General features: G+C 48.8%; 5 protein-coding genes and 1 pseudogene. 4 read left to right on the forward strand and 2 right to left on the reverse strand.

What is annotated here, in order from left to right; genetic code table 11:
• Together H164_RS15900 and H164_RS0108055 are read right to left on the reverse strand one after the other, a co-directional pair.
• Positions 1–169, reverse strand: a pseudogene (locus H164_RS15900) (IS982 family transposase); the annotation flags it as partial.
• A gap of 316 nt (positions 170–485) precedes the next feature.
• Positions 486–4,520: a hybrid sensor histidine kinase/response regulator transcription factor gene (locus tag H164_RS0108055; RefSeq protein ID WP_025830140.1), complete on the reverse strand. Its 4,035-nt coding sequence runs from the start codon at positions 4,518–4,520 to the stop codon at positions 486–488.
• Positions 4,521–5,760: 1,240 nt separating this feature from the next.
• Between H164_RS0108055 and H164_RS0108065 the strand changes: the two genes are divergently transcribed.
• Genes H164_RS0108065 through H164_RS0108080 form a run of 4 tightly spaced genes read left to right on the forward strand, consistent with a single transcriptional unit; the run spans position 5,761 to position 13,260 of the window.
• The gene (locus H164_RS0108065; protein WP_025830138.1) at positions 5,761–8,925 is read left to right on the forward strand and encodes a SusC/RagA family TonB-linked outer membrane protein; all 3,165 of its coding nucleotides are present in this window, start codon (positions 5,761–5,763) and stop codon (positions 8,923–8,925) included.
• Positions 8,926–8,940: 15 nt separating this feature from the next.
• The gene (locus H164_RS0108070; protein ID WP_025830137.1) at positions 8,941–10,560 is read left to right on the forward strand and encodes a SusD/RagB family nutrient-binding outer membrane lipoprotein; all 1,620 of its coding nucleotides are present in this window, start codon (positions 8,941–8,943) and stop codon (positions 10,558–10,560) included.
• 60 nt (positions 10,561–10,620) lie between these two features.
• Positions 10,621–11,010, forward strand: a complete 390-nt coding sequence (locus H164_RS0108075) for a hypothetical protein (RefSeq protein WP_008564379.1) — start codon at positions 10,621–10,623, stop codon at positions 11,008–11,010.
• A gap of 24 nt (positions 11,011–11,034) precedes the next feature.
• Entirely contained in the window at positions 11,035–13,260 is a 2,226-nt protein-coding gene (locus tag H164_RS0108080) for a cellulase family glycosylhydrolase (protein ID WP_025830133.1), read from the forward strand.
• Positions 13,261–13,274 lie beyond the last annotated feature (14 nt).

The following is a 13,274-nucleotide window of genomic DNA, read 5'->3' on the forward strand; positions in this document are numbered from 1 at the left end:
GAAAGAGAATCATGATGAGCATGATTTCAGCCTTTGACATCGTGGAATCACGGTGATATGGGCTCTTATTGGTTGGTTTTAGCGTGTATTTTGCCATCATTGCGTCATAAAACTTGCAGAAGTCGTCTGCCATACAAAATATTTCCGTAACTTTGTCCTCGGTGATCATAGCGATTTTTGTTTGTATTTCTTTGTAAATCAGTACTATAAAGTTACAACAAATTTCGCTAATCACCAAATTTACAGACACTTATAATTCATCGAACTCACGTTATGTTAAAAAATGATTTGCATGCTTTGAGGTATGTAGGGACGCACGGCTCGTGCGTCCGCCCAAGGAGAATGAAACACAAATGCACGATTGTTAGAGCGGACGCACAGACCCGTGCGTCCCTACATGCCGTGCAACAATCAACTTGTTCGCCTGTTTACGCGCTTACCGTCAACTAAAACGCATGCGAACACCCAAGTGGATTTGAACCTATCTATGGCGTTTTGTACGTACCATCCGCCGTCGTCGGCTCCTTTTTGTATTTACTTGGCGGTACACCATAATGTTTTTTGAAAGCCGTACTGAAGTAGTTGGCATCTGAAAGTCCTATTTTTACGGCCACATCTTGTATCGTCTCGCCCCTTTGCAGCAGTTCGGCGGCCTTTTGCATGCGCAGAATCGTGATGAAGTCTCCGGGTGATTTCCCGGTCAGGGCCTTGAGTTTCTCATACAACACGGTGCGGCTCACGGCGATTTCCCGGCAAAGGGAGGTGATATTGAAGTCGGTTTCGTGCATGTTTTCCATGATGTATGCCATGCAACGGTCAAGGAATTGGCGGTCGATTTCGTTCAGTTCGGGGTAGCTTTCCACGTTTTCAGTCCGTGAGGCGGTAGCCGTTCCATGCTCCAATCGGTACTGTTGCACGATATGCTCGCGCAGTTGCCGCTGACTGTTCATTCTGTTGCGCACCTTGGCTTTGAGCATTTCCGAGTCAAACGGCTTCGGAATGTAGTCATCGGCCCCGCTGTCGAGTCCTTTCATGGCGTCTTCGCGCCCTGCTTTGGCCGTAAGCAGGACGACAGGAATATGCGATGTCGCCACAGAAGTCTTGATTTTGCGACATAATATGTCGCCTTGTATCCCCGGCATCATCACATCACTGATGATAAAGTCAACCATGTGCTGTTCCAAATAAGCGAGGGCGCTGTCTCCTTCAGGCATGTCAATGACCTGATAGTCGGCTTCGAAGATACGATGCAGGTAGAAACGCAGCGCATCATTATCCTCAATGATCATCAACCGCTTTCGGTTCGGGTTGCTTTCATGGTCGCACTCGCCTTCAATTGTGGCCGGTTGATGCACGGAAAAGGCCGTTTCCGAGGCGCTGTCTTCATCTTTTTGAGGGTGAAGGGTAGCCGTTTCAGCGGTCAGTGGCGGCAACAATCGAAGCGACTCCCGGTGCTTGTTCTTCCTTGGAAAGACGATAAAGAAAGTCGTTCCCTTCCCTTCTGTACTGCTAAATGTGATGTCTCCCTTGTGCATTCGCATGATTTCGCGGGCAAAGGCCAGTCCTATCCCATTGCCACTTTGACCCGTTTCGGCCACGTTGTCGGCTCTATAGAACAGCGAAAAGAGCTTTTTCTGCGACCGTTGTGGTATACCTATGCCCGTATCGCGCACGGCAATGACGGCCTGATGCTTGCTTTTGGAGAGCCTGATGATGATTTTCCCACCGCGACGGTTATATTTTACGGCATTGACCACCACATTATATAATACATGGTTTGTTTTTTCGCGGTTCATCCATACCCAAACTTCCTCTTCAGGAACTATCAGTCGCATGCGTATTTCCTTTTCTTCGAACAGCGAGGCACAGCTTCCTGCAATCTCTTTCAGGCAGGATTTCAGGTCGCAGAGGGCCACTTTCATCTGCTTTCTTCCCGATGTATGGAGGTCCATCTTCTGAAAATCGAGCAGTTCGGTGGTGAAATGATGAAGGTCCCGTGCGCTGTTTAGGGCCAAAGACAGCAGCTTTTGGTCTTCAAGGGCAAGGCTTTGGCGTTTGTATAAGTCCCTTAGCGGGTTGATAATCAGCGTCACCGGCGTTCGTATGTCATGGGCGGTGTTGACAAAGAACTGCAATTTGTTCTTGAAATTCTCCCTTTCGAGCCGTCCCATATAGTTGCGCCAAAGGCTGTAGAAGACCAATGACGCGAACAGAAGATAGGCCAGCCATGCCCAAAGCGTGGTCCACCAAGGGCGCGAAATGTGTATCATCAGCCGCGCTTCGCCTATCTGTTTGCCGGTATTCCGGCTGATGCTGCGCACGTGGAAGACGTAGTTTCCGGGCGGAAGGTTGGTATATCGCACGTCGGTTGCACGCGAAGGAGGAGACCAGTTGCGGTCGAAATGCTCCATACGGTAGGTATAAAGCATATCGTTCTGATATTGAAAGGAAACCGAGGTGAACGAGATTGTAAAAATGTTTTCATCGTATGCCAATCGGATATCCCTATCCCTGAGGAGCATTCGGTTCACTTCTGCGTCACGTCGGCGGTCGTTCCTGCCCGAAGGATGGGTAACGCTGAACCCGTAAATCCGCAAGGGTGCGCGGTAATGATAGTTACCGAAGTCGACAGGATTGAAGGCAATAGCCCCGTTGTTGCTTCCGTAGAGGAACCTACCGTCGGCTAATTGCGCAAAAGCAGCAGGCTTATAGTTGGCCACCTGCTCATTGAGCGTACTCAATGAAGCGAACTTTGTAGCGGCATTTCTGCCGTATGGCATGTAGGCAAGGCCGTGATCGGTGCTCACCCACACCCTGTTTCGCTTGTCAACGGCCACGGTGTAGACATCGTTCGAGGGCAGTCCGTCGGCCGTCGTATAGACCTTGGCATGCTTCGTCTGCAGGTTCAGACACACAAGTCCGCCACCATCCGTGGCCAACCACAAGCTTTTGCCCATCGGAAAAATGAAGTTGATGTAGCTATTGCTCCTCACTCCGTAGCGTTTGGGATAGTCGAAGTGCCTTTGAAGTCCGTTTCCTTGCACGTCAATCGTGTAGAATCCATTGGCAGTGGCAAAGGCCAAGGTGTGCTTATCCGCCTCCGTGATATGGTGAACGAAGTCTACCGGATAGCTACGCACGGCTTTGTCGCGCGACAATCTGACCAAGGCGCCCTTGTGACCGCCTATCCATAGGTTGCCCAAACGGTCTCTATAAACAGCGTATATCCTGTTCGTTGTGAGCCGAGAGTTGGCAGTTGTGAGCCTTTTCAGCAGGTTTCCACCGCCATCTATCTGCCATAATCCGAAGCCATAGCTGCCGGCCCACACGTCATTTTGGGTTCCCCTGCACAGCGTCAGGAACACTTTCCCGGGATAAAGATGCTGCCATGTGCCTGCAACGGAACGGATACTGATGCCGTCGTCGGTAGCAAACCAAAGGTTACCCCGCCCATCTTCGAGTACGGCATTCACATGATTGTTGACAAGACTCTGCCCGTTGCCCGACTCATGCTGCACGGTTTGATAGCGTGCCCGCAGGAGATTGCACACCGTTACGCCCTCTGTGTATTTCCCAATCCATATATTTCCGTTGCCATCGCCCAGCACATCGTAGATATCATTCGACATCAAGCGCGTGTCGGCACTGCCTTCCGTGCTCAACAGCTTCCATGCTGCGGTGCCGTTTCGCCGTGCCGCATAGACACCTTCGCCGTCTATGCCGAGCAACAACGTTTGTTTGTCATAGCCCGATATGCTTCTGCAGGTCTTATCGGGCAGGGTTTCGAGACTCAATGCAGCAACGCGTCGCCCTTTCCGACGGTCATAAAGCAACACACCTTGATGCTTTGTGCCGGCCCAGAGCAGCCCCGTCTGTCGGTCGAGAAAGACCGTTTGCACGTTGACGCCGCTGAAAATCCACCCTCCGCCACGCTTTCCTGTCTTGGGCAAACGGTACAATCCCTCGTCCGTGGCCATGTAGATGAAGGCAGAATCAAGGGCAATGTCGGCGGTTTTTGCATGATGTATGCGGCTGATATGCTTCCAACCGGCACCGATTTTATAGACACCTTCCAACGTACAAGCGTAAGCCTGCGTCCCGTCCACAGTCAAACTGTAGAGATAGATGGGCCGCCGCAGCCGCTTTCCCAAGTCGGCCAGCAGGCGAAAACGGTCGGCATAGGGGTCGAAACGGAAGATTTTCCCGGCATTGGTATAGGCCGTCACGCCGCTTTCTGCCGGTTTACAGAGCCTGATCTTATGGCCCATGTCGTCTTCAATCACCCCGGTTCCGAACAAGCGGTAGTTGCGTATGCGCGTTCCATCGTAGCAATCGACACCCGATTTGGTAGCTATCCACATGCGTCCCCAGCTATCACGGCACAGTGAAAACACTCTGTCGCTGCTCAATCCGCGGTCGGAAGAGAGCTGATAGCAGCGGAACATGTCGCTCCGGAGCGTGGGTCGGGCCCCCGAAACGAGTGAACATGACAAGAGAAAACACAGCAAGTATTTTTTCATTGTATTGAAACTGGTTGTCACAAAATTACGCTTTTTTTCGCAACTGCAGGCAAAAAGGAGGACTAAAAGTGGGGTTATGATGGAAAAGATGGGGCAGGAAAGGGGCCAAAGGAATGTCAATGAGAGATACTTGCTGTTGGTTTTTGACGAAAGACAAGGGAGGTAAAGACCAACATGCGCTAATAAGAACTACTTGCCTGTTGTTTTTTTTGACTTACTCGATAAACCATAAGGGCGAACAAGAGCGTTTTGAGGAGCAAACCCCATCGGAATTTCGTTGTTTATCCTCTCTTTATGTTCTGCATTCCCAATACGTATATAGCAAAACGCATCGCGGTTTCGTTGTTTATAGGGCAGGGTTGACGTTGCACGTCAACCCTGTCACCGAGCAACGAGCAAGAAGCTAATGCCAAGGGCGTTGCGTTTTCTTCCAATGAAAGGTTTTCCTAATTCCCAATGAAAGGTTTCTTATCGCCTAACCGCAAGCATCTTCCATTTTATTCAAATCAGATGGAATGGAGATGAAAGGTTTTTTATCGCCTAACCGCAAGCGGTATATAAAAAACACCAGAGAATATATAAAAGAAAGTGAACCCTATTGATTTATAAAACATTTTTGGTATTCTACGATTTTCATCAATATACCGCTTGCGGTTAGGAGAACAAAATCCAAGGTCTTTGACATTGGAAATCAACAACTTATATCCTGCGTTCCAATTCCAGCCATTTTACCGCGCAATGTCAGCCATATTACGCGCTAAAAGGGCTGAGATTACCGCGCAATATGGCTGAGATTGCAAACCGTTCGAATGCATGCAGGGACCTTGACTTTGAATATTGAACTTTGAACTTTGAACTTTATGATTAGCAAAATGATAAGATGAACTGTTGACAAGAGGCATGTAGGGACGCACGGCCCGTGCGTCCGCTCTAACAATCGTGCATTTGTGTTTCATTCTCCTTGAGCGGACGCACAGACCGTGCGTCCCTACATCTTCCAATCAGTTTTATTGTGCAATGAAATACGCTTATTTGTCGGCAAATGGAAAAGCGTTCGCGAATACTTCAAGCATTTTGAGTCACTTGTTAAATGATTTCTGCATCTTTTTCCGATATATTTTAAAGATTTTCCGATAGATTTTCAAGGTCTGTGTCATTGGTTTTTCAGAACTTTGTGGCAAACATCGGCGTTAAATATACGCGGAATGACAAGACCATACTTAAAAAATAATATCTGCTTATGAAAAAACATTTTTTCCTTTTTCTCATGTTTCTGACTCTATTCTCGCTATTCGGGAATGGCGTACAGGCCCAGACGCCGACGCAATCCATCAAAGGTCAGGTGACAGATGCTGGCAATGAGCCGATCATCGGGGCCAGCATCATGGTCAAAGGTGCCAACAACGGGACGATAACCAATGCGGAAGGACGTTTCAGTATCAATGCAGCTCCGGGCGCAGTGCTTGTAGTGAGCTACATCGGATACGTCACACAGGAAGTGAAAACAGCTGGAAACAAGCCGTTAAAGATTACGTTGACGGAAGATACCAAGCGGTTGGGCGAGGTTGTCGTTACTGCTTTAGGCATCAAGCGCGACCGTAAAGCGTTGGGATATTCGTTAGGCGAAATCAACGGACGCGAACTTCAGAAGGCAAAAGAGCCGAATGTCATCAACTCGTTGGCCGGAAAAGTGGCCGGACTCACCGTCAGTCAGACGGCAACCGGGCCATCTGGTTCTACAAGAGTAATCCTTCGAGGCAGCACGGAGCTTACGGGTAACAACCAACCACTATATGTCATCGACGGTGTTCCCATGGATAACACCAACTTCGACAGCTCCGATCAGTGGGGAGGTTACGACCTTGGCGACGGAATCTCAAGTATCAACCCCGACGATATTGAGAACATTTCGGTGCTGAAAGGGCCGGCTGCCTCGGCTTTATACGGCAGTAGGGCTTCTCACGGCGTTATTCTCATCACGACAAAGCGGGCAGATACGAAGAAAGACTTCTCGGTTGAACTGAACAGTACGACCACTTTTGAGACGCAACTCACGAAATGGAACGACGTACAATACAAGTTCGGACAAGGTTCCGACGGCCGCATCACGATGACAGACGACCGTTTCTCGTCTAACAGGAACTGGGGACCGCGCCTTGATCCGGGCCTTTATCTGACCTATTTTGACGGTGTGGCGCGTCCGTATGTCGCTGTCAAGAACAACATCGACGGCTTTTTCCGTACGGGAATCAACACGTCCAACTCGCTCATCGTCAACAAGAAGACGGGCAAAACGGGCTTGCGTGTGACCTATACCGACATGAGAGACCGGGATCTTCTGCCCAAAACGCACATGGCACGCAACACATTGAACCTCAGAACCAATACAAATATCACGAAATATGTCGACTTAGACTTCAAAGTTACTTACACTCGAGAGCGTGTAACGAACCGTCCTGCGGTGGCCGATCACCGTGCCAATGTGGCAAAGAACCTGATGACGCTCTCCACGACCTTTGACCAAGCGTGGCTCAAACATAACTATGAGGACGCCAAAGGGGAGTATTACAATTGGAACAACGGCGATGTTTACAACATCAATCCCTATTGGGTGCTCCATAAGATGACGAACGAGTCGAAGAAAGACAACTATAAAGGGTCGGCAATCCTCAGGTATCGCCCCCTGAAACAGCTGACCTTGCAGGCCACGCTCGGCACGGATATCAACTATTTCACCTTTGAAGAGTTTGCTTATCCCACGTCTCCAGGGCGTGAACGCGGCTGGTTCGAGCGCAAGAATTATCAGAACCGGATGCATACGGCAGAGCTTTTGGCCATCTATAAAGACAAATATAAGAAGTGGGATTATGGTGCTACGCTCGGAGGAAACATCTATAAGGTGGACAATGAGACCCATATCGTGACCGCACAAAACATGATTATGCGTAGCACAAAGGCCCTTCAAAGCTTCACAGAAAAGGTAAATAAGGAGGATACTTACCGCAAACAAATCAACTCTCTCTATGGAAGTGTCAATCTGGCTTACGATAATTTCGCGTTCTTAGACATGACATTGCGGGGCGATTGTTCGTCAACGCTTCCGGTAAATAACAATGTTTATTGGTATCCTTCGGCCTCGGGAAGCTTCTTATTCTCGGAGTTTTTCCACATAAACAAGGCCATATTGCCCTACGGAAAGGTAAGAGCTTCGTGGGCAAAAGTGGGAAATGACACCAATCCTTACATGCTGAAGAACATCTATGAGATGGCTCCTAACAGCTTCGGAAGCTTTCCTATGGCTTCCATCTCGGGTGATGTGATACCCAATAGAGACCTGAAACCAACCATGACCAACTCTATGGAGCTGGGATTTGAACTGAAGTTCCTCAACAACCGAATAGGAATTGACTTCACATATTACAACCAACACAGCCGAGATCAAATCCTTCGAATGAACACTTCGTATGGTTCAGGCTACCGATACCAGCTGATCAATGCCGGAGATATTGAGAACCGAGGCATCGAACTTGTGCTGAATACGCGGCCAATAGTGCTGAAAGACTTCAGTTGGGACCTGAATATTAACTTCGCAAAGAACGCAAATAAGGTGAAAAGATTGGCCAATGGGATTGATGAATTCGAGCTGGCTTCGGCCCGATGGCTTGGTGTGAAGGTCGTTGCAAAGGTGGGCGAGAACTACGGTTGCATCATGGGAAAGGACTTCCTACGCAATGAAAACGGCGATATCATCATCGATGGGACGACGGGATTGCCCAAAATGACCGACGACCTCAAGGTCTTAGGCAACGCAACGTGGGACTGGACGGGCGGATTGACAACCAACTTCCGTTACAAGAACATCTCTCTTGGGGCCATTTTTGACGTGAAAGTGGGAGCAGACCTCTATTCCATGTCGGCCCGTTCGGCCTACAGCACAGGTAAACACAAGGAAACACTCGAGGGAAGAGAGGGCTGGTATCGATCGGAAGAGAAGCGATTGGCTGCCGGAGTGGCCCCCAAGAAGTGGAAACCAACAGGAGGATACATCGCCAAGGGCGTGATCAAGCAGGCCGATGGCACCTATAAACCGAATGACATCTACGTCAATCCGCAGGAATATTGGTCGTATGTGACCACGCAAACGGCCCGTCCATTCATCTATGATAACTCATATGTCAAGCTGAGGGAGCTGACCTTGTCGTACGCTTTCCCCAAGCAAATGTTGGGAAAGGTGGTCAATTCGCTCTCGATTTCATTCGTTGCGCGTAACCTTTTCAATATTTATAAGAACGTTCCCAACATCGATCCCGACTCCAACTACAACAACGGGACCGGCATGGGCCTTGAATTCGGTTCGCTTCCTTCAAGAAGAAGTTTCGGATTGAACGTAAATCTCAAATTCTAACCAATTGAAATGATTATGAAAACAATATATCGAATCTCCGTATCTTTGCTTTGTATGCTGGCTATGACGCTGGGATCATGCAGCGACAGCGCTTTCGACGAATTGAATACCAACCCTGCGAAGTCGCCGGATACAGACCCTAATTATCAACTCTCGCAATGTGAGGCCCAAGTTTGGGGCTATTGGATATGGCAGGAGACGGCTTTGAAGTACGCAATGCCCTTTTGTCAGTACCTAATGGGAGACTGGGGAGTGACCAATTATGGTGGTCATTACCTGAAAGATGACAAATATATGGGCTATATCTACGAGCAAATGTATCCCATGACGGTGAAGAATCTGGTTGACATCATTGACCATACGCGCGAAAGCGACCAACGTAACCTCTATTATATGGCGCGGGTGTTTAAGGTTTTCGTCTCCGGTATCATCACAGACCTATATGGTGACGTGCCTTACACAGAGGCCGGGCGTGGCTATATCAATGGTATCGTGCAGCCAAAGTTCGACCGTCAGGAAGATATCTACAAGGATTTCATGAACGAATTGCAGGTAGCCAACGACTCTCTTGACGAAAATCAGCCATTAAAAGTGACGGGCGACCTCATCTATAACGGCGATGTCGGCCTATGGAAGAAGCTGGCCAACGCGCTACATCTGCGTTATGCCATGCGAATGGTAAACGTTGCGCCCGACTTGGCCAAGGAAGAAGCGAGCAAAGCCCTGCACAATAGCGGCGGATTGATTGCATCTGACAAGGAAGAAGCACTCGTCAGGTATGTCTATGACAGCTTTGATTGGACCAATGATGAGTATCGTCGCAACGGTTTATCACAGTTAATGAGAGGTCGTGAGGACCATCCTACGATGTATATCTGCTCCACTTTCTTCAATTATTTAGGTAAAACGAAGGACCCCCGGCAGTTCGTTTACTGCCGTAACTACGATCAAAGCTCGCCTAATAAGCCATTTGGGCGTGCAGACATCACCGATGAGATGATCAATACACCGAAAGCCAAGTTCCAACCTGTTGACCCAGGCTACTTTCATTATGAGAAATGGCCCAGTGGATATTGGAGTAAACAGGTCAAGAAGTACTTGATGAAAGAGTGTCGGCCGCAAATCAACAACATATTCTTGAAGCTAACGTCGCCCGGAGTCATTATGACTGCCGCCGAAACCAAGCTGTTGGAGGCCGAAGCCGTGGCGCGTTGGGGAAGCGAAATGAGCAGCGAAACGGTCGAAAAGCTTTATGCTCAAGGTGTGAAAGCAGCGTTCCATTTCTTGGAAAACTATGGGGCTGATGCCTTTAAAGACAGGGATATAGACCACTATATCAGGCATAATAACGTGTCAACCGACTTGGATGACCAGTTAGAAAAAATCAATACGCAACTGTGGATCCTGCATTTCAACAATCCATGGGAGGGATATGCCAACTGGCGCAGGAGCGGTTACCCCATATTGAAGCCGTCGCCAGACTACGGAGCCAAGTGCATTGACTCGCAAACCACCCCATTGCGCCTCTGTTATCCTATCTTTGAGAGTTCCTACAACAAGGTTCATTATAACGAAGCCATAGACCGAATGGGCGGAACCGACGATTGGAACAAACCTGTATGGTGGGACCAATGACCAAAGATAGACCAAATGGCATGATGAAACGAAAGATAGAATAACCCTTAAAAACAAATAATGATGAGACATTTTATATATATTGTGTTCAGCCTAATGATGATAGGCGGTTTGTTTGCTGGTTGTAGCAACGATGAAACAGACACTCCGGAACTCACGGAAGATGAATATCCACGCATATTCGGCCAATGGCCCGAGAAGAAAGCTGACGGAACGCTCGGCGAATTCAGCACGCCACAAGACAAACCCTTGGAGATAAGAGTTCAATATACGCCTTCACGTTGTTGTGAAGGGATATGGTATGTCGACGGAGTGGAGGTGCATCGGGGCATAGGTTACACGTATGTGCCCACGACACAGGGAAAATTCAATATCAAATTGGTTGTGAAAACACCCAAATATGAAACGGTTCGCGAAGCTATTATCAGTGTTGTGGAACCGACTTCTTAAACTTTACTTGTTGAAATAATGCGTATGAATCGAAAACATGTATCACATTGCCTGCTGAAATATGCAGTGGGCATGTACTTTTTGGGGCTGATGTGCAGTTATTCTTCGAAAGGTTTGGCCCAGAAAGCCGATGTCTTCCGTCTGAAACAAGGTGTGAATATCGGCGATTGGCTGTCACAAAAGGCGAATGTCTCGTTCAAAGAGAAAGATGTAGAGATGCTGTCTGCCTTGCAATTCGACCATGTTCGGCTTCCCGTTGACGAGTGCCAACTGTTCAAAACGGACGGAAGTAAGAACGCTGAAAGCTTTGCCCGTCTCCATACAGCTCTCGGTTGGATTGAGAAACACCACATGAAAGCCGTCGTCGACCTTCATATTATTAAGGAACACGACTTCGGTGGAGGTGCAGAAAGCTTCATCGACGACTTTGAAGACGGCCTTGTCGGCAAGTGGAAATCTAACAGCAGCAGCGGTATCAAGGTGGAAGTCGTCGACAACCCCGATGCCACGGGCATCAATAAGAGCCGGAAAGTGCTTCATGTCAGCCTGACGGAGAACAGCAACTGGAAAGGAACAGAGCGGAAAGAAGTGAATATCAGCGTCGGTTCTTCACAGTTCAAGTATCTCCGTTTCAAGGTTCGCAAGAGCAAGACGGGCTATATCACGTTCAAGTTTGAGGCAGAAGACGGCACAACCGCCTATCTCGGCTATGACGTAAAGGTGAAAGACCATTGGATAGAGGCCGATGTTTCGCCCTATCATAAGTTAGAAGGGAAGAAAATCACACGCATAACGATACGCCCCGACAATGAAATGGCTGAGCTATGGATTGACGATGTGGCCTTCAGCAGCAGTCATAGCAGCTATCAGACGGCCGTTAAGCAAAACTTGTGGAGCAGCGTTGAGGCCCAACAGCACTTCATCGGTCTGTGGAAGCAGCTGCAAAGTGAACTGAAACACTATCCCGAAGACCTGTTGGCCTATGAACTTCTCAACGAACCTACAGCTCCCACGGCTGCAGACTGGAACCGTTTGGCCGCCAAAACGCTGGCCGAAATACGCAAAGAAGAGCCACTTCGCAAGGTTGTTATCGGGAGTAACCTATGGAACAACGTCAAGGAATTCTCCCATTTAGAAGTACCTTCGGGCGATAAGAACATCATTCTGACGTTCCATTTCTACAATCCTCATTTGATTACCCACTATCAAGCCTCATGGTTGAGCGCATTTGCCCATCTCACGGTGCCCATACAATACCCCGGATTGGCTGTAACTGACGACGATTTCAATGCATTAAGCCCTGCCGATCAGGCTGCCGTTGCCAGCGAAGGACGCACATTTGACAAAGCAATATTGAAGACTTTGATGAAGCAAGCCATTGACAAAGCCCAGGCATTAGGGCTGCAAGTGTGGTGCGGAGAGTTTGGATGCTATAACCGAACGCCCCGACAAAGCAGACTAAAATGGCTGGAAGACGTCGCTCAAATCTGTCGGGAATACGGCATCGGCCATTGCCTTTGGAACTTTCAAGGCGGCTTTGGCTTTGTTACCCCCGAGGTATCGAAAATCAATGATGCCTATATCGTGAATGCACAGACAGACTGGGAACGCCTGAACATCGCTTCTTTGAAGAACAATCCCGCCGTCAAAGCCTACGCAACCGACAACAACAGCGGGACTTATGGGGCGGATAAGGCCATCGATGGCACGTATAATACGCGCTGGGGAGCTGGAAAGAATGTCGGAGAATGCGACTGGTGGGTCGATTTAGGACGCATCTATGCCGTCAATATGATTTGTCCACTGTGGGAAAACTACGCGAAACAGTATGAAATATACGTGGCAACAGAGGCGAACCCTGACGGAACGCCGCAATGGAGCACGGCACCTGTCATCTCACAAAAGAAACATCTCGGCGAATACCGGCGCACTTATGTCTCCAACGACATTGCCGCTGGCAGTTATTTCCCCGACCCTCATGTCTTGGACGCCCCCGTTAAGGCACGGTATATCAAGCTGAAACAACTGAAAAGCGGCTCTTCTTCTTGGGGAGCAAGCCTGTGGGAGATGCACGTTCTCGGCACGCCCGACGGTCCGACCACGCATATTGGCCAACGAACTGGCTGCCATCAAACGGCCCGTTCGGCCGATAAAAATGCCATTTATACGCTTCAGGGCATCAGAGTCCCCCGCAAACAGCTCGCCGGAACCATTTATATCCAAGGCGGAAAGAAATATGTCGTTCGATAAACAACACCAAATTT

Origin of the sequence: Segatella maculosa DSM 19339 = JCM 15638 (genome assembly GCF_000382385.1) — a bacterium.
Lineage (GTDB): Bacteria > Bacteroidota > Bacteroidia > Bacteroidales > Bacteroidaceae > Prevotella > Prevotella maculosa.

Coding starts and splice junctions, on each gene's coding strand:
- H164_RS0108055 (WP_025830140.1), bottom strand. CDS start 4,520: ATGAAAAAATACTTGCTGTGTTTTCTCTTGTCATGTTCACTCGTTTCG.
- H164_RS0108065 (WP_025830138.1), top strand. CDS start 5,761: ATGAAAAAACATTTTTTCCTTTTTCTCATGTTTCTGACTCTATTCTCG.
- H164_RS0108070 (WP_025830137.1), top strand. CDS start 8,941: ATGAAAACAATATATCGAATCTCCGTATCTTTGCTTTGTATGCTGGCT.
- H164_RS0108080 (WP_025830133.1), top strand. CDS start 11,035: ATGAATCGAAAACATGTATCACATTGCCTGCTGAAATATGCAGTGGGC.
- H164_RS0108075 (WP_008564379.1), top strand. CDS start 10,621: ATGATGAGACATTTTATATATATTGTGTTCAGCCTAATGATGATAGGC.